Below are 23988 nucleotides of genomic sequence, written 5' to 3'. Positions count from 1 at the left end.
GGCTCCGTAATCAGGGCGATTGTCGCCAGTGCCTCTTTTCAAGATTCCGAACGTTCTCAGCGTTTTTTAAAAGTAGTAAATAATCAGCTAGTGCAGGCAGCTCATTATCAGTAAGTTCACCCAGATAAGGCTTGATATAAATAGCGTTGCCATAGTTCTGGCTCACCTTCTCGGGGGTATCGTCCACGATGAGGGTTCTCTTTAAATCGTACCCCCGCCGCGCGACCTTCTTGAGTCGCTTCGCAAATTCGTACTTGCGGCTGTAGTCCAAGCTATAAAAGCCCTCCTCCTCTACTTCAGCCACGGTAAACCGTGTGCAACGAGAGCGACCCCAGACGAAAGCCGGCGTTAGACTGCCCGGAAACAGCTGCTTTACAACTGCTTGCACATAGTCGTCACTGGCAGACGACCACACGGCCAGCGTGAAGTGAACGGCGCACTGCGTCAAAAATTCCGTTAGGCCGGGGCGCTTATAAACGAAGTACTGATAAACCTGGAAATCAAAATCAGCCCGGATTTTCTCAGCCGTCGCGTGAATCAACGTTTCATCGAGGTCCAGGATGAGTAAGGGTTTATCTGGCATAAGCTCTAGGATATAGCTGCTACCCCAACTCCTCCAGCACCTTCTCTACCCAGCCTTTACCCCACTCGGCCAGCTCGGTTTCGCTCCACAGCTGCGGGTAAAAAATGCGGCGCTGGAACTTGGGCGGCAGGTAGTTGCGCCAGTTGGTGCCACCGGTGGCGGGCACGTCGGTGGGGTCGCGCTGCAGGTAGCGCACCGCCGACTTGTAGTGCATGAGCGGCCAGTTGACGTTCACGTTCACGTCGAGCTGCTTGAGGGCGCGCAACAGGCGCGGGTGGGTGCGGTCGGGCGCGGGTAGGCGCTGCACCACGGCCCAGGCGTTGCGGTGCTGGTAGTGGCGGGCGTGGGCCACGAGCTGGCCGGTATACTTGCGCTCAAACTCCAACAGGGTCAAGGCTTTAGCCCCGGTTTCTTCCACGGTAGCGCCGGCCTGCCAGTAGATGCAGCCCATAAACTCCTCGTGAGTGGGCGCGTCGCCGAGCAGGCGGCGCTTCTCGGCGGGTACCAGGTTTTCGAGGGCGGTACTGGCAATTTCGATGAAGCGGTACTGCACGCTCTGGAAGCCCGAGGCGGGCATCAGGCTCATCCGAAATTGCAGAAACTGCTCCTTCTCCATGCCGTCCACCATCACGCTAAACGAGTCGATGAGGTTTTCGAAGTAGCGGTTCACGCGGCCCAGGCGCAGCACCACTTCGCCCAGCGTGGGCGCCTGCAACTCGCCCAGCTGCTCGTACTCCTGCAGGCAGAGCTTAAAGTATAACTCCGTGATTTGGTGATAGATAATAAATATCTTCTCGTCCGGAAACTTGGTGAGTGGGCGTTGCAGGCTCAGCAGCGTGTCCAGCTCAATGTAGTCCCAGTAGTTGATGTAGTCGGCGTGGTAGAGGCCTTCGAGGTAGGCGGCCAGGTCCTGGCCATCGGGGGCGTAGCGGGCCTGCAGGCGGCGCAGCTGGGCCAGCACGGCGGGCGAAAACTCGGCCTCGGGAGGGAGTGGAGATACAGGCAAAGGAGCCATCGGCAGGGGAGTGGTGAGGAGCGCAAATATCGGCAGCGCCCGGCGGGGGTGGGCAATGGCCCCTTGCCCGCTACTTTTGGGGAGCAATCTATCCTTGCGAGCGCAACGCAGTGGAGCGCGGCAATCTTTCCTTCCCGCAAGGATTACTAACTCAAGTGAAGCGAACGACAAGGAAGGATTGCCGCGCTCCACCGCGTTGCGCTCGCAAGGACAACCGGCTTTTAGTGTATTAATTAAGTAAAAACAAGTGGCCGAAAAATCCAGTATTTTTGATATGATTGGGCCCGTGATGATTGGGCCCAGCTCGTCGCACACTGCCGGGGTGGTGCGCATTGCGCGGGCGGCCATCCGCATCTTGGGTGCGGTGCCTACCGAGGCAGTTATCACGTTCTACAATTCGTTTGCCCGCACCTACGAGGGGCACGGCTCCGACCGCGCCATTGTGGCCGGGCTGCTGGGCTACGCCCCCGATGATACCCGCATTCGCACCGCTTTCGAGCACGCCGCCGAGGCCGGGCTGCGCTACACGTTTCAGAGCGTGGGCAACGCCTCCACGCTGCACCCCAACACCATTAAGGTTAACCTAACCGGCCCCGATGGCTACCAGGTAGAGGTAATCGGCCAGAGCCGGGGCGGCGGCGTTATTCGCATTGTGGAGGTCGATGGCTTTGGCTGCGACTTCTCGGGCGGCCTGCACACGCTCATCGTCGATGCCAAGGATGTGCCGGGCTCCATTGCGTTCATCGCCTCCGTTATTGCCCACGACGATTGCAACATTGCCACCATGTTTGTGTCGCGCAAGGGCCGCAACGAGGCCGCCCGGCAATTTATTGAGATGGATAGCCCAATTAAAGACCTGACTTTGGCGTACTTGCGGCACCTAAGCTGGGTGCAGCGCATCACGTACATTCCAACCCTTGAATAGTAAGGAGCTGTTTCTGCCTGATAATCAAGGTGAAAAAAGAATGAGAGCGCGTAATGTTGTGGGCCGGTCTGCGATGCACCCCGCACTGCTACCGCCCGCCGCCGCCGCGCGCGACCTAAAAATATCTGCCGGGCCGCCACATTTCTTTGCCGGGCGGCATCCACTACGAAAATCCTAGCCCTTTCCCAACCTATGACTGCACCAAGTACTCACCGGCTGTGCGCGGCCCTGGGGCTGGCGGGTTTGCTGGCCGCCGGGCCCCTGGCGGCCCAAACCACCCAGCCCGAGCGCCCGGCCTCGCCTCCGGCGGCGGCGCTGCCCTCGGCAGCGGCGGCCACCGGCCCCTGGACCTTGCAACGCGCCATCGACTATGCCCTGGCGCATAACCTGAGCGTGCGCCTCAACCAGCTCACGGCCCAGAGCAACGCCCAGGTGCTGCGCCAAAGCAAGGCTGCGCTGCTGCCCACCGTGAACCTGAACGCCACCCAAGGCTGGAACTACGGCACCTACGTGAACCCGGTAACCTCGCAGTTTCAGAACGCTACCACGCGCTCCAATAACTTTGCGGCGCAAGGCCAACTGGTTATTTTTCAGGGTTTTGTGCTGCGTAATACGATTAAGCGCAACGACCTCGACTACGAGGCCAGCATGCAGGATATTGAGAAGGCGCGCAACGACCTGAGCCTTAACGTGGCCTCGCAGTTTTTGCAGTTGGTGCTGGCCCAGGAGCTGGTACGGGCCAATACCTTCTACGTGGAGCGCGACCAGCAGCAGATTGCCCGCACCAAGCTGCTGCTCAAAGCTGGCAGCATCCCTGAAAGCACCCTGCTCGACAGCCAAAGCCAGCTTGCTACCGACGAGCTGAACGTGATAACGTCGCAAAACCAGGTCAGCCTGGCCCGCCTGGCGCTGCTCCAGTTGCTAAATATTGACCCCGCTACGGCCCAGGGCTTCGAGATTAACGTGCCCCCGCTGCCCGACCCCGACCAGGAAGACCCCTTGCAGCTGGACCTGAACGCGGTGTACCAGACGGCCGCCAGCACCAGGCCCGAAATTCAGGCCGCCGACCTGCGCGTGCGCAGCGCCCGCCGTAGCGTAGACATTGCCCGCGGTAGTTACTATCCGCGCCTGTTTCTCAACGGCTCGCTGTCTACGCTCTACTCATCGGCCGGTGTGTCGCGCAAGCTTACTGGTGACTCCACAACCAGATATTTGCCAGTGTTGCAGCGGGCCGCCGATGGCACTATTAATCCCGCGCCCTTTGTAGCTTTTGCGGGCAAGCAGCCCAATTTTGAAGAACTGCCACCGCGCTTTTTCGGCCAGCTGGGCAGCAACTACGGCAAGGCCATTCAGTTTGTCCTCTCGGTGCCCATTCTCAACGGCTTGCAGGTGCGCACCAACGTGCAGCGCGCTATCATCAACGAGCAGTCCAACGCCGTGCGCGCCGAGCAGGCCCGCCTCACGCTGCGCCAAAGCATTGAGCAGGCCTACGCCGACGCCCGCGCCGCCCAGCTGCAATACGCGGCAGCCACGCGCCAGGTCACGGCCCTCACGCTCACGCAGCGCAACTCGGAAATTCGTTTCAACAACGGCCTGCTCAACGGCACGGAGTTTAACATTGCCAAAAACAACCTGAATTTCGCCGTTTCCAACCAGCTTCAGGCCAAGTACACCTTCATTTTCCGCCGCAAGGTGCTCGACTTTTACCAAGGCAAGCCGCTGGCGCTGTGAGTTGTAGGTAAGTGAGTAAATGGGTAAGTGGGTAGACGAGTTTGTGCCTGATTGGCTTGCTCGTTTGCCCATCCGCCACGTTGCTCACCTACTCATCTGCTCACTTACTCACTTACCTATTGAACTAAATGAAAAACAACCGATTACTCATTATTCTGGCGGTTCTGGTGGTTGTGCTCATCGGCGGCTATACGGTAGCAAAAAAACAGGGTTGGATTGGCAAGCCCACCGGTATGGAGGTAACGGCCGCCACCGCCGGCCCGGCCACTATTGTGGAGAAAGTCAGCGCCTCGGGCAAGGTGCAGCCTGAAACGGAGGTCAAAATTTCGCCCGATGTATCGGGCGAAATCATCGAGCTGTATGTGCACGAGGGCGACTCGGTGAAGAAAGGCCAGCTGCTGCTGCGCATCCGGCCCGATAATTACGTGGCCATGGTGAGCCAGCAATCGGCTGCCGTAGGCACCCAGCGCGCCAACGTGGGCCAAGCCGAGGCCCAGCTGCAACAGCAAACCGCCAATGCCAAGCAAACCGAGCTCACCTACCGCCGCCAGGCCTCGCTGTTTAAGCAGAAGGTGATTTCGCAGTCGGACTATGAAGCCGCGCAGGCCGCCTACAACGCCTCGCAGGAGCAGCTAAAAGCCATTCGGGCGCAGATTACGGCCGCCCAGAGCACCGTGCGCAGCGCCCAGGCCGGCTTGCAGGAAGCCCAGAAAAACCTCAACAAAACCACCATCTACGCCCCCGTGAGCGGCACCGTGAGCAAGCTCAACGTGAAGAAGGGCGAGCGCGTGGTGGGCACCACCCAAATGGCGGGCACCGAAATCATGCGCATTGCCAACCTCAACAATATGGAGGTGCGGGTAAGTGTAAATGAGAACGATATCATCCGGGTGCAACTCGGCGACTCGGCCGAGGTGGAGGTCGATTCCTACACCACTCAGAACGAGAAGTTCCGCGGCATCGTAACGGCCATTGCCAACACGGCCAAGGACGCCCTCACGGCCGAAGCCGTCACCGAGTTTGAGGTGCGCGTGCGCCTGCTGCCCGATAGCTACCGCCACCTCGTCAAAATTGGCCCCAAGGGCCGCGCCACCGTGCCGTTCCGGCCCGGCATGACGGCCTCGGTCGACATCATTGCCGAGCGCAAAAGCGGCGTGCTGAGCGTGCCGCTGGCCGCCGTAACCACCCGCTCTGACTCGGCCGCCACCAAAGCGGCCCAAGATGGCGCCGGTGGTAACGACCAGGGCAAAGCCGCCGCCGTAGACCAGACCAAGATTGCCCCCAAGGCGGAAATCAAAGAAGTGGTGTTCGTGATAAAAGACGGTAAGGCCGTGCTCACGCCCGTAAAAACCGGCATCAGCGACTTCCAGAACATTGAAATCGTGAGTGGCCTTGCGGCCGGCACTCAGGTAGCCAGCGGCCCCTTCCGCGCCGTGTCGAAGACGCTGAAAGACGGGGCCATGGTGGTGGTGAAAGACGCGGGCAGCCTCAGCAAGGAGGCGCTGGCCGACCCTAAATAAAATGCTGTTTCAGGTAACTTACTGTTAAAGTGAGTATTACATGAATTATTGCTGGCTTACCCAACGGGCGAACGCAAGTTCGCCCGTTTTCTTTGTGGGCTATGGCATCATTTACGCACCCTTGGCGCACTGCACTATTAGCTACGGGCCTGCTGGCGGGGGCTGGCTCAGCGGCCCACGCGCAGCAAACCGCCCCCCCCGCCGACACGGCAACGCACAAGTACCAAACGATTCCTGACGCGCCGCGCGCGCCCTGGTATCGCAGCAAGGTGGTGCGCGCCAGCGTAGTGCCGGCCGCGCTCATCGGCTACGGCATCAGCGTAGTTGATAACCACGGGTTTTATTCGTCCTATGATGCCCGGCGCGATATTCAGCGCAATTTCCCGAACTTCAACAACCACCTCGATGACTACTTGCAGTGGGCACCCTACCTGGAGCTTGGCGCGGTGCTGGCCTTTGGCGTGGAGGGCCGCAACGACCGCAAAAACCTGGCCCTCATCCTGGCCAAGTCGGAAGCCCTGATGCTGGGCTCGGTGTATATTATTAAGGTCAGCACCAACCATTTGCGGCCTGATGGGTCGGATTTTCGCTCGTTTCCGTCGGGCCACACGGCGCAGGCGTTTTTGGCGGCCAGCATCGTGCACACCGAGCTGCGCGACAAAAGCCAGTGGTACGGCGTGGGTGCTTATGCCCTGGCCACCAGCGTGGGCGCGTTCCGCATGCTGAATAACAAGCACTGGGAGGCCGACGTGTTTACCGGCGCGGGCGTAGGTATTCTCTCCGCCCACCTGGCCTACCTCTCGCACCGCCACCGCTGGGGCCGCCACCCCGCCGACCGGCCAGGCGTGGGTATGCACCTGCCCCCACCCGCCAAGAGCGAGTGGCAGTTCAGCCCCACCATGCTGCCCGGCGGCGCGCTGGGGGCGTATGTGAGCTGGCGGGCTAAGTAGCGCGAAGCTTCCGCTTCGTGCGCGAGCGCAGCGAGCAGGCGGGGCCGGGCCGGGCGGTGCGAATGACGATGCTCGCGCACGAAGCGGAGGCTTCGCGCTACTTTCTACCCGAACACCTTGACTTTCTCGCCTTTATGCTTGGTGCGCACGTACTGCCGGATAATCTGCTGCACATCTTTGTTATCGGCATAGTGCTTCACTGCGTCGCGGAAATCGGCTAGCTTGCGCGCCGTGAACGTTTCATCGACGTAGCCGAAGCCCACGTAGCGGCCGTTTTCAATCACTACCAGCGACTGCTCAGTGGCGCGGCGGCCGGTGCCGATGACCACGAACGACTCGTGCTCGTAGGTGATGCTGTCGATGGCCGCGTCTACGCGCTGGTTATAGCTTTCGGGTGGCTCCTGGCCCACGCAGGCCCCCTGGCACTGGTGCACCTGGTAGGCAAAGCACGAGCTTTCGGTTTTGTACAGGCCGCATAGCTTTTGGCAGAGGTTGTATTTTGCAACCTTGTGATACAGAAAGCCTTGCGCCTTGTACTGATTGCCAAGCGCGATAATGGGAATCTCCAAGTTGCGGGCATCGGCGCGGCCGTAGTAGAGGCGCTTGTAGCCGTCGTCGTCGGTTTTGAGGTAGATGCCCGCCGGAAATACCGAGCGTCGCTGGGCCCGGTTGTAGGCCGGCTTCAGCTGCTTGATGAGGTGCGACTCGTATAGCAGCGCCACCAGTTCCGAGCCGGTGAGCTCGTAGGTGATATCGGCGATGGAGTTCTTGAAATCCAGGCTCTTGCGCGATTTTACATCTACCGCAAAGTGCTGCTGAATGCGCTTGTAGATGTTGATGCTCTTGCCCACGTAAATAACCTCGCCGGCCTCGTTGTGGAAGTAGTACACGCCCGTTTCCTGGGGCAGCGCGGCCACTTTCTCGGGCGTGATGAGCGGGGGCAGCAAGGCCGTTTTAATAGCCTGGGCCATGGCGGCCACGCGGCGGGGGCTGGGCTTTTTGGAGGTTACGCCCTCGGTCGTAACGGGGGCGCGGCCAGCGGGGGCCAGGGCATCTACCTGCGCCAGGGCGTCGGCGGCGTTGGCCTCGGCGTCACTTTCCTGGGTGATGCGCAGCAGGCGGTCGAAGAGGATAGCCGTCGCCTCAGCGTCGCCGGCGGCGCGGTGCCGGCCTTCGAGCGGAATGCCGATATTCTGGCACAGCTTACCCAGGCTGTAGCTCGGCTGGCCGGGTATCAGCGAGCGGCTGAGGCGCACGGTGCACAGCGTTTTGCGCGAGTAGTTATAGCCCAGGTCAGCAAATTCTTTCTTGAGAAAGGAGTAGTCGAACCGCACGTTGTGCGCGACAAACACGCAGCCTTCGGTCATCTCCACCACCTTGCGGGCCACTTCGTGGAAGCGCGGCGCATCGGCCACCATGTCGTTGGTGATGCCCGTGAGCTGGGTGATGAAGGGCGGAATGGCCCGGCCGGGGTTTACGAGCGTGGTATAAGAGTCAACCACCCGCTGGCCGTCGTGCACAAAGATGGCCAGTTCCGTAATGCGGTCGTTGGCAGGCTGGCCGCCGGTGGTTTCAAGGTCAATGATGGCGTACAAAGGCGCGGGAGTAGAAGGGCGAGCAGTGCTAACAAAGTTAGGGCCACCGTTAGTTGCCCAGCGAACATGAAAAAGCCCGTCGGAATGCTCCGGCGGGCTTTCTCTACCAGTTTATGTTTGGTGCTCAACGAGTAATCACTAACCGCTAAGCACTAAAAACTACCTACTTGGCCTTGTTCATTGCCAGCCAGTTCTTGGCTTGCAGAATGGCATCGTGCTGCTGCTGGAATACCGACTTGGCCCCGGCTGGTACGTCGGCCGAGCCCAGTACGGTTTCGTAGGCTTTGAGGGCGGTAGCCTCGCCGGTTTCGGCAGCGTCGAGCACGGCCGAGTCGCTTTGGCCCGTAATGACCGATTTGATGTTAATCCAACCACGATGCACGGCGGCGGCGGCATCGGTGGCTACGCTTTCAATGGTGTTTTCTTCTTTAGCCTCAATGCCATACTGCTTGGCAAAGCCTTCGAGGTCGGCTACAAAGCCGGCGCGCTGCTGCGAGAACTCGCTCAGCTTGGCTTTGGTGGTAGCGTCTTTTACTTCTTCGGCGGCCTCCTGGTAGCCTTTCACCGAGGTGCGGTTGAGGTTGATGATATCGGTGAGGGCGCGGGAGATGGTTTCGTTAGCCATGGTTTTTTGTAGAATGTGGAGTAGAATGGAAGGCCGTAGCGCAGTGGCTGCGGCTGCTTCCTTTTACGGGAGCAAGTAGGGGCAGGGTTACACTGGCCCAGCCCGGCTCCACTTACCGGTAGCGGGTGCTGGGCACGGGCGGCAGCTGCGGCTCGGGGGCCAGCGGGGGGCGCTTGCCGCGCACCTTGTCCAGCAGCTTGGTTAGGAAGCCGCGGTCGTCGCTGGGGTCTTTTTTCGATGCCTCGCCGTCGCCCACGTCGCCGAGCAGGAAGCCCCAGGGCTCGGTTTCTTTGTTGGCATCGAGCACCACTTTGATAACCGCCGACAGCGGCACGCTCAGAATCATGCCCGGTGTGCCCCAAAGCTGGGCCCCCAGGATAAGGGCAATAATAGCCGTGAGCGGGTTGAGGCTCACCTTGGAAGCCGTAATGAGCGGAGCCAGAATGTTATCCGAGATAAACTGCACCAGCATAAACACGCCCACCACCAGCAGCCCGTGCGTGAGCGAGCCCGTTTCCACGTACGTAATCAGGGCCGGAATAATGGACCCCACAATGATGCCAACGTAGGGCACCACGGCCAGCACCGAGGCAAAAATGGCGAAGAAAATGGCGTACTTCACGCCCAGGGCCAGCAGGCCGACGGCATTCATAATAGACACCACCACGATAACCGTGAACAGGCCCGACATGTAGCCCTGCACCACGTTCTGGATATTATCGACGGTGTGCAGCACCACCGTGCGCTTGTCGGGCTCCACGAAGCGAAACATGAACTGCCGCAGGTGGTCGCGGTAATAGAGGAAGCAGAAAATGTAGATGGGCACCAGCGTGACGGTGCTTAGCACGCCCAGCGTGGTGTTGAGCGTCGAGCCCAGGTACTTGCTCGATTGCGCCTGAATGGCCGTCAGCGACGAGTCAATTACCTGGTCGTGGCTCATGGGCTGAAAATGAAACCGCTGGCTCAGAGCCTGCTGCTGCTGGTCGAAGAGCACCACCAGCTTGCTCTGAATGAGGGGCAGCTCACCCCGCAGCCCGATTATCTGCGAGCCGAAAAACGTAAATAGGCCCGCCAGCGCCAGCGCTACCAGCAGAATGGCCGTCGCAATGGCCAGCATACGCGGCCAGCGCCATTTTTCGAGCCGCGTCACGAGCGGCATCAGCAGCAGCGACAGTAGGATGGCGTAGATGAGCGGTAGCAGCAGGTCGTCGAGCTTATGCAGCACGAATACCAGCAGCGACAGCCCGATGAGCAGGAAGGTGTAGTGCACCACCGCCGATTGCTTCACCTGGGCCGGGGCATGATTAGCCGTGGCGGAAGGGATATTGCGCGGGGCATTGAATTGATTAGCAGGGGGAAGCATTGGGTAGAGTTGGGGAGAATGAAGCAGGGAATGGGAGTTGAGCCGGCGCGCTGAACCCCGGTTGGGGAGTGGCTGTTAGCTAATAAAGTTGGCGAAAAAAGCTAAGCTAGCTGGCGGGCCGATAGTGACCCGACGCTATTTCTGCCGTTATTTTACTGGCTTAATGCGCCTTCTACGGAAACTAATCATATGAGTGCTACCCAACCTGCCGCCCCCGCCCATAATTACAACGAAGACAGTATTCGCTCGCTCGACTGGCGCGAGCACATTCGCCTGCGGCCGGGTATGTACATCGGTAAGCTGGGCGACGGCTCGGCCTACGACGACGGCATCTATGTGCTCGTTAAAGAGGTGATTGACAACTGTATAGATGAGCACGTGATGGGCTACGGCCGCACCATCGAAATCAAGATTTCGGAGAGCCGGGTGCAGGTGCGTGACTACGGCCGGGGTATTCCGCTGGGCAAAGTGGTGGACGTGGTGAGCAAAATCAACACCGGCGGCAAGTACGACAGCAAGGTTTTTCAGAAGTCGGTGGGTCTCAACGGCGTGGGTACCAAGGCCGTTAATGCCCTCAGCAGCAGCTTTGTAGTGCAGAGCGTGCGCGAGGGCACCATGAAGGCGGCGGAGTTTTCGCAGGGGCAGCTGGTGAATGACCCGGCCCCCACCAAAACCAGCCAGCGCAACGGCACGCTCATCACCTTCCAGCCCGACGAGACCATTTTCAAGAATTACCGCTTCATCCCGGAGTACCTCGAAAACCAGATTCGCTACTACTGCTACCTCAACGCTGGCCTGGCCATCTACTTCAACGGCCAGAAGTTCGTGTCAGATAACGGCTTACGTGACCTGCTGGAGCATAAAACCGACCCCGACAGCCTGCGCTACCCCATTATTCAGCTGAAGGGCGAGGACATCGAAATTGCCCTCACCCACGGCAACGACTACGGTGAGGAGTACTATTCGTTTGTGAACGGCCAGTATACCACGCAGGGTGGCACGCACTTAGCCGCGTTCCGCGAAGCCGTGGTGAAGACCGTGCGCGAATTTTATAAGAAGGAATTTGACGCGGCCGACATCCGGGGCTCCATCATCGGGGCCATTTCCATCCGGGTGCAGGAGCCCGTGTTTGAGAGCCAGACCAAGACCAAGCTGGGTAGCATCAACATGGGCCCCGACGGCCCCACGGTGCGCGGCTTCATCCTCGATTTTGTCAAGGAAAACCTCGATAACTATCTGCACAAGAACCCTTTGGTGGCCGAGGGTCTGCTCAAGCGCATTATGCAGAGCGAGCGGGAGCGCAAGGACATGGCCGGCGTGAAAAAGCTGGCCAACCAGCGCGCCAAAAAGGCCAACCTGCACAATCGTAAACTACGGGATTGCCGCTTCCACCTGGGCGAAAATGCCAAGGACGGGGCCGAAAAGGAGCCCCTCACCACGCTCTTCATCACGGAGGGCGACTCGGCCAGCGGCAGCATCACCAAGAGCCGCAACGTGGAGCTGGAAGCCGTGTTTAGCCTGCGCGGCAAGCCACTCAACTGCTTCGGCCTCAAGAAGAAGATTGTGTACGAGAACGAGGAGTTTAACCTGCTTCAGCACGCGCTCAACATTGAGGAAGGCCTCGAAGGCCTGCGCTACAACCGCGTGGTAGTGGCCACCGACGCCGACGTGGACGGCATGCACATTCGGCTGCTGCTGCTCACGTTCTTCCTCCAGTTTTTCCCCGACCTAGTGCGCAACGGCCACGTGTACATCCTGGAAACGCCGCTGTTTCGGGTGCGCAACAAGAAGGAAACCATTTACTGCTACAACGAGAGCGAAAAGCAGGACGCCATGCGCAAACTGGGCCGCAACCCCGAGGTGACGCGCTTTAAGGGCCTGGGCGAAATCTCGCCCGACGAGTTTGGCAAGTTCATCGGCGAAAACATCAAGCTGGAGCCGGTCATTCTGCAATCGGACCGCAGCATTCAGCAGGTGCTGGCCTATTACATGGGTAAGAATACGCCCGCCCGCCAGGAGTTTATCATTGATAACCTGCGCCTGGAAAAAGACCTGGTGACCAGCGACGTGCTGCCGGTACCCGAGATTGCCTTGGCGTAGTCGACGAGTAAACAAAAGACCCGGCTGAGCTAGTTCAGCCGGGTCTTTTGTTTGGTTAATATCCGGCTAGTGGTTCACCACGTCGTTTCTCATGGCGTCAACCAGAATCGCAAATTCCTTTTTCTCAGTAGCCCCAATCTTATTGGTAGCCAATGAGTTATCTAGTAATGCGCGCCAGGCATTGTACTCAGCATTGGTTACCTTCATGTTGGTATGGGCTACCAGCATCGATTGGCCCTTGTACTTGATGGGGCCGCCGGTAATATCCGTAAACTGGTCTACCACGTTGTTGCGCAGGCGCTGCAAGCGGGTGGGGTCGGTGGCTGGCTGCCCGTTCTGGCTGCCAATGGCATCGAGCATTGGCTTGTGCGAGCGCACCATAACCGAAGACGCCTGACCGGCTTCGGCCCCTACGTTGGCCACCAGCTGGTCGGTCACGCTTTCGATGCCGGTTTTGCCGCCCATGCGGTCGTAGAGGGAAGTTGGCGCGGCGGAGTCTTTTGAGCCGCAGGCTGTGGTGAGCAAAGCAAGGCCCAGCACGAAAGCGCTGGCAACAGGGAGTTGAGGTTTGAACATAAAAAAAGGTGAAGGGGGAAAGGGGGTAAAAAAGCAGGACGTGGCCACTACCGGCCAGCCCGGCCCGGCCGGTAGTGGAAATGTCCCTGGCTGATAGATGGGTGGTAGTGCGGCTAGCCAGCGCTAAGCCGATACAAAAAACCGGCGCAGATTGAGCGTAAACCGAACCTGGTCCAGCAAGGCGATGTAGCCGGCCGGCACCGGGCACTGGCGCACGGCGGGGGCCGCCGCCGGGGCGGGCGGGTTGGTTATTACGCGGGCCCCGTGGCGGCCCACAGCCTGGTAAAGGGCTGGCAGGGAAGCCTCGCCGGGGTGGTAGACAAAGGCCACGCAATTGGTGCGGGGGCTCACGGAACAGGCCGATACGCCCGGCTCGGTGGCCAGCTGGATAGCCAGTGCCTGGGCCGCAGCCGGGCCGGCCAGCGGGGCCAATTGCCAAACCGTCATTTCAACGGGCCGCACGAAGTGGTGCATCTCAGGTGCTTCCCAATTGGCCCACAGTAGAATGGCTACGAAGGGCAAAGCCCAACTGTAGCGGAGAAAGCGAATGCGCAAAGTAGGCAGGTTTTTCGGGGGCAAAACGGCATAGCGTTGGGCATGATATACTAATTATCAGCTGCTGCCTAATACGCCGCAAGATATGGGCGAGCAGGAGGCAGGCGCAACAGCCAAGCACCACAAACTAGCCGAGTGGTTATTATTCCTCGCTCAATTCCGGTATCGACTGAGTTAATCTAGTGGGGCGCAGTGGCCGCATCCGGCATAAATTACCAAAGGCCTTAGCCTGGCAGACAACTAGGGTAGCAGCAGCTTAACCTTACAGGCTAATGAAATTAGCCAGGTCGGCGGGGCTGCTGGCTAAAAACGCTGGGAACTTTTGGCCGTGCACAAAGCTTGCAGAAATGGTGCTTTGCCCCAATTTTTACGGTACTTTTGACGGCAATTCGCCGGTTTTAAGATTCTTTTCTGTGGCTATTTCTGATACTCCTTCCTTCGACGACCCCAAACCTGACTACCTGACACCGGGTGATTCGCTGGATTTTGACCTGAGTGCCGCCCGCCCGGGCCTGGGCGCGGCCGATGCAACCCCGGCCGCCGACGCAACGCACTCGCTGCCTGGGGAAACCAGCGAGCAGGCCGCCGCCGCCGCAGTGGTGGCTGATGAAGCCGAGCCCAACTCGCCCGGCGAAGCGGCCGAAGAGGAAATGGCAGCAACGGTAGAGGAAGAAGCCAAATTTGCCCCCGGCGAGGTGATTCACGACGTGAACAACGTGCGCGGCATGTACCAGAACTGGTTTCTGGACTACGCCAGCTACGTGATTCTGGAACGCGCCGTGCCCGCCGTGGAAGACGGCCTCAAGCCCGTGCAGCGCCGCATCTTGCACGCGATGAACGAGATGGACGATGGCCGCTTCAACAAGGTGGCCAACGTGATTGGGCAAACCATGCAGTACCACCCCCACGGCGACGCCAGCATCGGCGACGCCATGGTGAACCTGGGCCAGAAGGATTTGCTGATTGAAACCCAGGGCAACTGGGGCAACGTGGCCACCGGCGACTCGGCCGCCGCGCCGCGCTACATCGAGGCCCGCCTCAGCAAGTTTGCCCTCGAAGTGGTGTTCAACCCCGACATCACCGACTGGCAGATGAGCTACGACGGCCGCAAGCGCGAGCCCACTACGCTGCCCGTGAAGTTCCCGCTGCTGCTGGCGCAAGGCGTGGAAGGCATTGCCGTGGGCCTGAGCACCAAGATTATGCCCCACAACTTCCGCGAGCTGTGCCAGGCCAGCATTGCGGTGCTGAAAGGACGTGATTTTCAGCTGTTTCCCGACTTCCCGACCGGCGGCCTGGCCGACATCAGCAACTACCAGAACGGGCAGCGGGGCGGCAAAATCCGGCTGCGGGCCACCATCGAGAAGATTGATAAGACGCTGCTCATCATCCGCGATATTCCGTACGGTACCACCACTACGGCGCTGATGGAGAGCATTGTGAAGGCCAGCGAAGCCAACAAAATCAAGATTAAGAAGGTGGTGGACAACACCGCCGCCGAGGTCGAGATTCAGGTGCAGCTGCCGCCCGGCATCAGCCCCGACCTCACCATCGACGCGCTCTACGCCTTCACGGACTGCGAAATCTCGATTTCGCCCAACACCTGCGTCATTATTGACGACAAGCCGCGCTTCGTGGGTGTGGAGGACATGCTGCGCCTGAGCACCGGCAAAACCGCCCGCCTGCTGGAGCGCGAGCTCGAAATCAGGCAGCGGGAGCTGCAAGAGAAGTGGCACTCGGCCTCGCTGGAAAAGATTTTTATCGAGAACCGCATCTACCGCAAAATTGAGGAGTGCGAAACCTGGGAGCAGATTCTGGAAACCATCGACGCGGGCCTCAAGAAATTTGTGCGCGTAGAAGGCGAGCGCCTGAAAACCAACGATGTACGCTTGGTGCTGCGCCGCCCCATCAGTGAGGACGACGTGACGCGCCTCACCGAAATCCGCATCAAGCGCATCTCGAAATATGATGGCTTCAAGGCCGAGGAGTACATTCAGAAGCTCGACGTGGAGCTGGCCGAAGTGGCTGACCACCTGGCGCACCTCACGCGCTACGCGGTGGCCTACTTCGAAAACCTGCTGAAAAAATACGGGACCACCCGCGAGCGCAAAACGCAGCTGCGTACCTTCGATATCGTGACGGCTCAGAAGGTTGCGGTGGCCAACCAAAAGCTTTACGTGAATCGCCAGGACGGCTTCGTGGGCTACGGCCTGAAGAAAGACGAGTTTGTGTGCGACTGCTCGGACCTGGACGACATCATCGCCATTCGGCGCGATGGCACGTTTGTGGTGACGCGCATTGCCGAGAAAACCTTCGTGGGCAAGGACATTCTGCAAGTCGGCGTGTACAACAAGAACGACGACCGGCTGGTGTACAACATGGTGTACGTGGACGGCGCGAGCGGCATCAGCTTTGCCAAGCGCTTCCTGGTGTCGGGCATCACGCGCGACAAGGTGTACGACCTCACAAAGGGCACCAAGGGCACCAAAACGCTGTACCTCACGGCCAATCCCAACTCGGAAAGCGAGACGGTGACCATCCAGCTCGCCGATAAAGCCCCGGCGCGCGTCAAGCAGTTTGAGTTTGACTTTGCCGAACTGGCCATTAAGGGCAAGGGCTCGATGGGCAACATCGTGACCAAGCAGCTGATTAAGAAGATAACCCAGAAGTCGGTGGGCGACAGCACTTTGGGTGGCCGCGAAGTGTTTTTCGACAGCGTGGTGGGCAAGCTCAACCACGCCGGCCACGGCCGCTACCTGGGCGCATTCGATACCGAGCACGTGGTGCTGGTAGTGTACCGCGACGGCTCGTATGAGCTCACGCCGCCCTCGCCCGCCACGCATTTCGACGTGCCCAACATCGTGCTGCTGCGCAAGCTGGAGCCCGATACCGTGGTGAGCGCCGCCTACCTCGATGGCGAGTCTAAGCTGCACTACGTCAAGCGGTTCCACATCGAAACCACGACGATGGAAAAGCGCTTCCTGTTCATTTCGGAAAGCAAGGGCTCTAAGTTATTGGCTGCTACCACCTTTGCCGAGCCGGAGGTAGAAGTAACGCTGCAACGCGACAAAAAAGCCGATAAGGAAAAGGAAAAGCTGCGCCTCGACCAGTTCATCGAGGTAAAGGGCTGGAAGGCAATGGGTAACAAGCTTAACTACTTCAAAATCCACGGCCTGGCTCTGCTCACCGACGAAGGCCCCGAGCCCGTGCGCCGCGAAGCCAAGCGCCGCGGCACCCCCAAGCCCGAAGGCGATGCCGAAGCTCCCGAGCCGGCCGAAACCCTGCCTCCCGCCGACGTAAAAGTTACCGACGAGGAAGTGGCGCAGTCGCAGGCGCTGTTGCGGCGGCCCAAAGCCCAGCTGCCGCTGTTTTAGCTACCCGCCGCCGGGCGCCTCAGGGCCTGGCGGCGGCGCTTGGTTGCCGCTCGTTGTTTATATAAAATATTGATTTATAAGTAGTTAAACAAAGCCTCCCTTTCCCGGCCTGCAAAGCTGGGAAAGGGAGGCTTTGTGCTTAGAGGCTAGCCGAACGGGGATTAAGTGAGTTGGGGTTATTGGGCGGCTTTGTAAAGGCGGCCACTTTGGGATGCGTGGGGCGGTGGTGGGCAGGGGAGAGGCACAAAGGCATTTGCTACGCCTGCTTTTATTATTCGACATTGCGCAGCTGGGCGAAATCAAATGGACATTATCTTTTCGCAACCCTTTGTTAGTCAAAATAATGGGTCCTTTAAAGCCGGTACTATCAGCTGGCGGCTAAAACTAACAGCATGCTACTTAACTGGCCAATAATTGATTGGAATAAGGAATAGAAAACGGCATGCTTGTGGGCCTGGCTACGAAGCCAATGCGGGTAATTACCAATTAATAAAAATGATTGATTGGCTGCTAATGGAATTAAGCCGTTTATTTGTCTTACCAATACTCTTTTTTTCTTCTCTTAATAATGGCCATCGACCTCATCCAACTTCAGCAAGTACTCGACAGCGCCCAGCAAGCCGACGCCCTCAAAGGCGAGGTAAAGCGGGCGCTGCGCAAAGTTTCTACCCTGCTACAAAACCTGCAAAGTGCTGTAGAAGAGACGGAAGCGCTGCTAAGCCCCGGCTATACGCCGGTAGCGAAGGTGCGCAAGGCCCAGGCTCCCCGCGCCGCAACCGTTACGGATGCCGACGCTCCTTTTGGCCGTAAGAAAGACGGTTCGCCAAAAAGCAAGCCCGGCCGCACCAAGCTATAAAGCCTGGTAACAACAGCCATTTTCGGGTTGCCGAATAGCTGCTAAGCAAAAAAAATCCCCTCGGTGCGGAGGGGATTTTTTTGTTTTTTCTAAACCTTGGTAAAGTAGCTGATTAAGGAATCGGGTAAAGCCAGCTGGCCACCCGCATACCTATTGAACAGCATTATGTAGTAATTCGCGGATTGCTAATTGGACAATGCTACCAGAACCGATTGGTGCAGACTACCTGCGCTTTTTTCTTGAGGCGCAGGCCCAGCAGCACTTCGTGGCTGCCGCCGTGGTAGCCGGCCAGCTCTGAGAGGCCCGCATCGTAGGAGTAGCCCAGCGTGAACTGCTCGTAGCTGACGCCCGCCATGGCCACCACCGCGTCGAAGGCGCGCCACGAGGCCCCGAACCACAGCAGGTCGCGGTACTTGAGCTTGGCGTTGACGTCGAGCGAGAGCGGGGCCGGGCTCACGGCCTTCAGCAGCACCGACGGTACCACTGACCAGTCTTCGCTGAGCGGCACGCGCACCCCGGCCGTGGCAAAGTAGTGGCGCGCCAGCCTGTTGCCGGGCGCGCCCACGCCCAGCTGCCCGGGCCCGTACGAAAAGTCGAGCTTGTTGCCCAGTAGCTGCGCCCCCGACACCCCCACGTAGAAATTGTCGCTGTACAGCCACAGGCCCACCGAAGCATCGAATACCCGCGAGGCGGCGCTTGCCCCCACCGTGGTGGGGTCGAAGAAGCGTAGCTGTGCGCCATCGACGGCAAACTGCTGCATACCCACCGACGCCCCCAGGGCCAGCCGGATGTCGCGCGTCAGCACCAGGTTGTAGGCGTACGAGCCGTAGGCGCTGGTGCGGCTGGTGGGCCCGGTCACGTCGCTATACACGAGGCCACCCACCGCGTGAAACGGCCGCCGCCGGTCGTGAATAGTGCGCTTGGGCGTGCTGCGCCACTTGCCCAGTGAGGTGCTGATGCTGGCGTAGTACGTCTTGGGAGCCCCCTCCAGCCCCACCCACTGCGTGCGGTAGCTGAACTTGACGTCAATGTAGTCCTCCACGCCCGTGGCGCCAGGGTTGAGGAGGTAATTGTTGTTCATGTACTGGCTGTACTGCGCCTGCTGCTGGGCCAGGGCCGGCACGGTGGCGAGGAATAGCAGCGAAAGCAGCAGCGGTAATATTCTTTTCATAGTGGGTAGGTGGCTTTTTAGCGGTTAGCTAGTGGCTGTTGGCTATTATTTTGATTAACAAGAGATTATGAGTAAGGCAAGGTTGGCCTGCTCTCGCCTCATGGCTTGCTTGGCGATGTGAAGCAGCTAGCTAAAAGCTACCAGCTAAAAAAATCAGTACAGAATCGTGAGCGACCCGCTGTACGAGCGGCCCAGCGGGCCCTTCGTGACGACGACGTAGTAGTAGGTGCCCACTGGGGCGGGCTGGCCGTTGATGTCGCCGCGCCACTCATTGGCCCGGCCGTAGTTGTTGACCGAGAAAATGCGGTTGCCCCAGCGGTTGAACACGCTCACGGTATTGTCGGGGAACTGCTCGATGAACTCAATCTGCCAGGTGTCGTCGCGGCCATCGCCGTTGGGCGTGAAGGCGTTGGGAATGCGGATGGGCGGGCGCACGGTCACGGTTACCTGGTCGGAGCTGGCGCAGCCGCCGGCCCCGGCCGAGAGGGTGTAGGTAGTAGTAACCAGGGGCGCCGCCGTGGGCCGCAGCGGGTTGTTGGAAGGGAACGTCAGCCCCAGGGTGGGCGACCACGTCACGGGGTAGGTGCCATCGGCGGTGCCTTCCAGTATCACCGAAGAGCCTTCCAGAATCTCCTGGTCGGGGCCGGCATTCACCACCACCGGCGGCTGAATGCGCACCACCACGCCGTTGGATACTACAGTTACGGGCTGTCCGCAGGCGTTGGTGGTGCTTAGGCGCAGCGTTACGGTCTGGCCCGCGCGCAGCGTAGTGCTGGTGAAAACCGGGCCCGTGGCCCCGTTCACGTCGCTACCGTTTACCTGCCACTGGTAGGTGGGGGAGGGGCCGGCCTCCGTTACGCTGGCAATGCTGAAAGTGAGCGGCTCGCCCAGGCACACCGGCCCACTCGGCTGCACCGCAATGGCCAGCGTGGGCAGCGGCGTGGGCGTGCGCGCAACGGTCACCGTGGCCGTGGCCAGGCCCGTGCTGCACAGCCCCACCGTGGGCGTGACCTCTACCCGCACCAGGTCGCCGGTTACCAGCGTGCTGCTGGTGAAGGTGGGCCCGGTGGCCACGGCCACGTTGTTCACAAACCATTGGAAAGTAGGCGCAGCGCCCACGTTGGTAGTTACGGCCGTGAAGGTGAGGGCCGTACCGGGGCACTGCACCGGCGGCGTGGCCAGGCTCACGGTGGGCGTAATGGCGGGCGCTACCCGCACCGCCACCACGTTGGAAACCCGGGTGGCGCAGGTGCCGGTGCCCGCCGTTACCCGGCGGCGGAAGTAGGTAGTAGCCGTGAGCACACCGGGCGCGTAGTTCGCGCCAGTCGCGCCGGAAATGGCCGTCCAGGTCGAGTTATCAGCCGAAGCTTCCCATTGGTAAGCAAATGTGCCGGTGCCGCCGCTGGGCCCGCCGGTGCTGGTGAGCGGGGCCGGGGCCGTACCCGTGCAAATGTCCTGGTCGGCCGCAATGCTGCCAGCCAGTAGTTCGGGCAATACCGTAATGGTGAGGGAAGGCGAGAACTCGGGCCCGCAGGGGCCCGCCGTTACCCGCCGGCGGAAGTAGGTGGTAGCCGTGAGCGGCCCAGACGCATACTCCAAGCCGGTAGCGCCGCCGATGGCCGTCCAGGTCGAGTTATTCGGCGACGATTCCCACTGGTAAGCATACGCGCCATTGCCGCCGCTAGCCGGCGCCGTGTTGGTGAGTCGGGCGGGGGCCTCGCCAGTGCATATGGTCTGGTCGGCGGCGATGGTGCCGGCCGCCAGGGCCGGGGCCACGGTGATGGTCACCACATTAGAGAAAGCCGGGGCGCAGGCCGTGCCCGAATTTGCCCGGCGGCGGAAGTACGTGGTAGCCGTGAGCGCACCGGGCGCGTACGTCGCGCCGGTAGCGCCGCCGATGGCTGCCCAGGTCGAGTTATCCGGCGAGGATTCCCACTGGTAGTCAATAGTACCGGTGCCGCCCGTAGCCGGCGCGCCACTGGTGAGTACCGCTGCCGTGCCCCCTGCGCAAAGGGTCTGGCTGGCGGCAATGCTGCCACCCGTCAGGGCCGGCACTATGTTGACGGTCACCACATTGGAAGGCGTGGTGGTGCAGCCGCCCGAGAGCACCTGCCGCCGGAAGTAGGTAGTAGCCGTGAGCGCGCCGGGCGCATACTCCGCGCCGGTAGCGCCACCGATGGCCGTCCAGGTCACATTATCAGTGGAAGATTCCCATTGGTAGGCATAAGTGCCATTGCCACCAGTGGCGGCCGCGCTGCTCGTGAGCGGCGCAACGGGGCTGCCCGCGCACACGGTTTGGTCGGCGGCGATGCTGCCCGCGGTCAGGGCCGGTAGCACCGTAAGGGTAACGGCGGGCGCGTATTCCGGGCCGCAAGCGCCCGACATTACCCGCCGGCGGAAGTACGTGGTGACCGTGAGCGCGCCGGGCGCATACTCCGCGCCGGTGGCGCCGGCAATGGCCGTCCAGGTGGTGTTATCCAGCGAAGATTCCCACTGGTACGTGAACGTGCCGGTGCCGCCGCCGGCCGCCGCCGTGCTGGTGAGCGGGGCGGGCGTAGCGCCGGGGCACAGGCTCTGGCTGGCGGCAATGGTTCCGGCCGTGAGGGCCGGGGCCACGGTGATGGTCACTGCGTTGGAGAAAGCCGGGGCGCAGGCCGTGCCCGAGCTCGCCTGGCGGCGGAAGTAGGTGGTAGCAGTGAGCGGGCCGGGCGCGTAGGTGGCCGCGGTGGCCCCGGCAATGTTCGCCCAGGTATTGCCATCCGGCGAGGACTGCCACTGGTAGGTGACGGTGCCGGTGCCCCCGCCAGCCTCGGTGGCGCTGGTGAGCGGGGCCGGCGTGCCTCCGGCGCACACGGCCTGGTCGGCGGCGATGGTACCGGCCGTGAGGGCGGGCACTACCGTTATCCGTACCGAAGCGGAGGGCGTGTTGCAGGGCCCGGAGATTACCTGGCGGCGGAAGTACGTGGTAACCGTGAGCGGGCCGGGCGAGTAGGTTTCGGCGGTGGCCACCGCAATGGCCGTCCAAGTCACATTATCCGGTGACGATTCCCACTGGTAGGTAAACGTGCCGCTGCCGCCCGTGGCCGGGGTGCTGCTCGTGAGCGGCGCAAAGGGGCTGCCCGCGCACACGGTCTGGTCGGCGGCGATGGTGCCGGCCAGCACGGCCGGCAGCACCGTGATGGCTACCGAAGCGGTAGAGCTGGGGGTGCAGTAAGGGCCCGACTGGTTGGGCAGCAGCAGCTGCGCGCGCCGCTTGAAATAGGTGGTGCCAACCGGCAGATTGCCCGGCGGCGCGTAGCTAGGGCCCGTAGCCCCACTGATATCCGTAAAAGTGACATTATCCGTTGAGGATTGCCACTGGTAAACGAGCGGCAGGCCGGCATCGCCCGAGGCGTTGGCGGTGCTGGTAAGCGGGGCCGGCGCGGTGCCGAAGCACAGCGTCTGGGGGGCCGCGATGCTACCCGGCTCGGGTAGGTTGGGCACCCGAAAAAGGGACTTGGATTCGCGGCAAAAGCAGTTAGTGGTGATGCGCAACGTCACTGGGTAGTCGCCGGGCGTAGCATAAGTGTGCGTCGGGTTTTCCTCCGTAGACTTGGTGCCATCGCCAAAATCCCAGGCGTAGGTCTTCCCGTCAAAGTCAATGGGCGGGGACATAAATTTCACCTGCCGACACCCAACCAGCTCAGCGCTAGGGCCTACCCGCAACAAAGAGCTTTGGTTGAAATTGACCAGGCCCAGGCCGCTGCGGCGGCGGCCCAGCGTCAGGCTGTCGTCGGCGTAGCGGGCCTTGGCACCCAGCGAGTCGGGGTAGGCGACGAAGCCCAGGGCCGGCTGGTTTTCGCGGGCCACGTAAATCTTGCCATCGGGCGCGGCTTGCAGCGAACCCAGGTTCACCGGGGTTTTTTGCTTGAGCGGAATATCCTGCTTGTTGACCGGTCCCTGGCCGCTGATATTGAATTGCAGCAGCTTGGGCGGGTTCATCACCGTAGCGTAGAGCTTGCCGCCGGCCGAAAAATCGACCCCGTAGTACTTGCCCTCGCCTTTGTCAACAATGTACGGAACCTGCGGGTTGGCGCTCACGATGCCCGTGCCGGTATCAAACCCAAATAGCTCGACGGTGCTGCTGCTGTCGCCCAGCACCTCGCTGTAGCGGGCCACGGCCAGCCGCTGGCCGTCGGGCGTCACCTTCATCTGCCCGCGGTAGCCCATCGGCGATGCGCTCGGCGCGTGCAGCGAGCCCACTACCGAGACAATCGGGATGCTGTCGACGCCAGTAGTGCGCACGCGGTAGGCCAGGAAGGCGTCGCCGCGGTTGGCATAGCCGGTTTTGGCCATGCCCCAGCCGTGCACGATAATCCAGATGTCGCAGCCGTTCTTGTGAAACACGCCCGTCATTTTCTCGGCGGTACCCTGGGTGAGCTGCTTGTTTTTGGTGGCGGCCGTCACCGTGCCATTATTATTAGGCCCACCAGCGGGAATGATAATCTCCGAGTAGCTCAGGCCCTTGGGGCCGCCCGCCGCGTCCTGCGTGAAGATGAGGTAGCGCGTTTCCGCCATCGGCATCCCTACGGGCGGGCTGCCGGGCCTCCGGATGGGCAGGGGCCCGTCGGTGCTCAGCCGGTTGCCGCCCATGCCCGTGCCATTGGTCATGATGCTGCCGTTGCCGTTCCAAATGGTGTCGCCGTTGCTGTAGAAAAGGATTTTGCCGTTGCCGTCCGACATTACCCCCGCGCCGGCGGGGGCCGTCATCTGGCCATCAGTGAGCACCTTGGGCGGGATGGAGTCGGTAGCCTGGTTGAAGTCGAGCCCCGCCTTATAGCCGAAATACCAGGTGTTGGCAAACTTCTCATCCTGGCTGCACTCGGGGGGCGCTGTGCCCTGCGCGCGGGCCGTAGTAGCCGCGCCGCCCAGCAGCAGCAGCAGCGCGAGCAGCCAGCCGGCCGCGGGCCGGCGGCTGGCGCGGGCCGGCGGGCCGCACCGCGTCGGCCGGGAAAAAGGGTGGGTGGCAGAGCAGAAAGAACGTGGTAACGCTGCGGGCATAGCGGGGCAGGT

Annotated in this window: 16 protein-coding genes; 7 read left to right on the top strand and 9 right to left on the bottom strand. The window is 60.9% G+C overall.

The window, feature by feature from the left end; translation table 11 throughout:
• Positions 1 to 10: 10 nt before the first annotated feature.
• Positions 11 to 583: an NIF family HAD-type phosphatase gene (locus QMK33_RS09495; protein WP_283564342.1), complete on the bottom strand. Its 573-nt coding sequence runs from the start codon at positions 581 to 583 to the stop codon at positions 11 to 13.
• Between the two features lie 19 nt (positions 584 to 602).
• Positions 603 to 1598: a tryptophan 2,3-dioxygenase family protein gene (locus tag QMK33_RS09490; protein ID WP_283564341.1), complete on the bottom strand. Its 996-nt coding sequence runs from the start codon at positions 1596 to 1598 to the stop codon at positions 603 to 605.
• 247 nt (positions 1599 to 1845) lie between these two features.
• Between QMK33_RS09490 and sdaAB the strand changes: the two genes are divergently transcribed.
• The 4 genes from sdaAB to QMK33_RS09470 all read left to right on the top strand — a co-directional run bounded on the left by sdaAB (position 1846) and on the right by QMK33_RS09470 (position 6724).
• Positions 1846 to 2523: an L-serine ammonia-lyase, iron-sulfur-dependent subunit beta gene (gene sdaAB / locus QMK33_RS09485; RefSeq protein ID WP_283564340.1), complete on the top strand. Its 678-nt coding sequence runs from the start codon at positions 1846 to 1848 to the stop codon at positions 2521 to 2523.
• Positions 2524 to 2715: 192 nt separating this feature from the next.
• Positions 2716 to 4254, top strand: coding sequence for a TolC family protein (locus QMK33_RS09480; protein ID WP_283564339.1), 1539 nt, complete (start codon positions 2716 to 2718; stop codon positions 4252 to 4254).
• Between the two features lie 128 nt (positions 4255 to 4382).
• Positions 4383 to 5774 (top strand): efflux RND transporter periplasmic adaptor subunit, encoded by a 1392-nt coding sequence (locus tag QMK33_RS09475; protein ID WP_283564338.1) that lies wholly within the window; start codon positions 4383 to 4385, stop codon positions 5772 to 5774.
• Positions 5775 to 5875: 101 nt separating this feature from the next.
• A complete protein-coding gene (locus QMK33_RS09470; RefSeq protein ID WP_283564337.1) occupies positions 5876 to 6724 on the top strand; it encodes a phosphatase PAP2 family protein in 849 nt (282 codons plus the stop codon).
• 104 nt (positions 6725 to 6828) lie between these two features.
• On the opposite strand, the gene QMK33_RS09465 is transcribed toward QMK33_RS09470, so the two are convergent.
• The 3 genes from QMK33_RS09465 to QMK33_RS09455 all read right to left on the bottom strand — a co-directional run bounded on the left by QMK33_RS09465 (position 6829) and on the right by QMK33_RS09455 (position 10307).
• Positions 6829 to 8319, bottom strand: a complete 1491-nt coding sequence (locus QMK33_RS09465; protein WP_283564336.1) for an exonuclease domain-containing protein — start codon at positions 8317 to 8319, stop codon at positions 6829 to 6831.
• Positions 8320 to 8482: 163 nt separating this feature from the next.
• Complete coding sequence (locus QMK33_RS09460) at positions 8483 to 8944, bottom strand: PA2169 family four-helix-bundle protein (RefSeq protein WP_283564335.1); 462 nt, start codon at positions 8942 to 8944, stop codon at positions 8483 to 8485.
• Between the two features lie 112 nt (positions 8945 to 9056).
• Positions 9057 to 10307: an AI-2E family transporter gene (locus QMK33_RS09455; RefSeq protein WP_283564334.1), complete on the bottom strand. Its 1251-nt coding sequence runs from the start codon at positions 10305 to 10307 to the stop codon at positions 9057 to 9059.
• 189 nt (positions 10308 to 10496) lie between these two features.
• Between QMK33_RS09455 and QMK33_RS09450 the strand changes: the two genes are divergently transcribed.
• The gene (locus QMK33_RS09450; protein ID WP_283564333.1) at positions 10497 to 12407 is read left to right on the top strand and encodes a DNA topoisomerase IV subunit B; all 1911 of its coding nucleotides are present in this window, start codon (positions 10497 to 10499) and stop codon (positions 12405 to 12407) included.
• 66 nt (positions 12408 to 12473) lie between these two features.
• On the opposite strand, the gene QMK33_RS09445 is transcribed toward QMK33_RS09450, so the two are convergent.
• Together QMK33_RS09445 and QMK33_RS09440 are read right to left on the bottom strand one after the other, a co-directional pair.
• Positions 12474 to 12983 (bottom strand): group I truncated hemoglobin, encoded by a 510-nt coding sequence (locus QMK33_RS09445; RefSeq protein ID WP_283564332.1) that lies wholly within the window; start codon positions 12981 to 12983, stop codon positions 12474 to 12476.
• Between the two features lie 123 nt (positions 12984 to 13106).
• Positions 13107 to 13538: a hypothetical protein gene (locus tag QMK33_RS09440; RefSeq protein ID WP_283564331.1), complete on the bottom strand. Its 432-nt coding sequence runs from the start codon at positions 13536 to 13538 to the stop codon at positions 13107 to 13109.
• Positions 13539 to 14188: 650 nt separating this feature from the next.
• Here QMK33_RS09440 and QMK33_RS09435 point away from each other — a divergent pair.
• A complete protein-coding gene (locus tag QMK33_RS09435; protein ID WP_283564441.1) occupies positions 14189 to 16909 on the top strand; it encodes a DNA gyrase/topoisomerase IV subunit A in 2721 nt (906 codons plus the stop codon).
• 568 nt (positions 16910 to 17477) lie between these two features.
• Positions 17478 to 17765 (top strand): hypothetical protein, encoded by a 288-nt coding sequence (locus QMK33_RS09430; protein ID WP_283564330.1) that lies wholly within the window; start codon positions 17478 to 17480, stop codon positions 17763 to 17765.
• A 199-nt stretch (positions 17766 to 17964) separates the two neighbouring features.
• Here the strand turns inward: QMK33_RS09430 and QMK33_RS09425 are convergent, their stop codons facing one another.
• The gene (locus QMK33_RS09425; protein WP_283564329.1) at positions 17965 to 18936 is read right to left on the bottom strand and encodes a PorP/SprF family type IX secretion system membrane protein; all 972 of its coding nucleotides are present in this window, start codon (positions 18934 to 18936) and stop codon (positions 17965 to 17967) included.
• A 153-nt stretch (positions 18937 to 19089) separates the two neighbouring features.
• Entirely contained in the window at positions 19090 to 23976 is a 4887-nt protein-coding gene (locus QMK33_RS09420; protein WP_283564328.1) for a DUF8696 domain-containing protein, read from the bottom strand.
• Between the last annotated feature and the right edge of the window lie 12 nt (positions 23977 to 23988).

The sequence above is a fragment of the Hymenobacter sp. H14-R3 genome (genome assembly GCF_030063445.1).
GTDB lineage: Bacteria > Bacteroidota > Bacteroidia > Cytophagales > Hymenobacteraceae > Hymenobacter.
The sequence above is the reverse complement of the archived record's forward strand: the minus strand, read 5'-3'. Positions and strand labels throughout refer to the sequence as shown.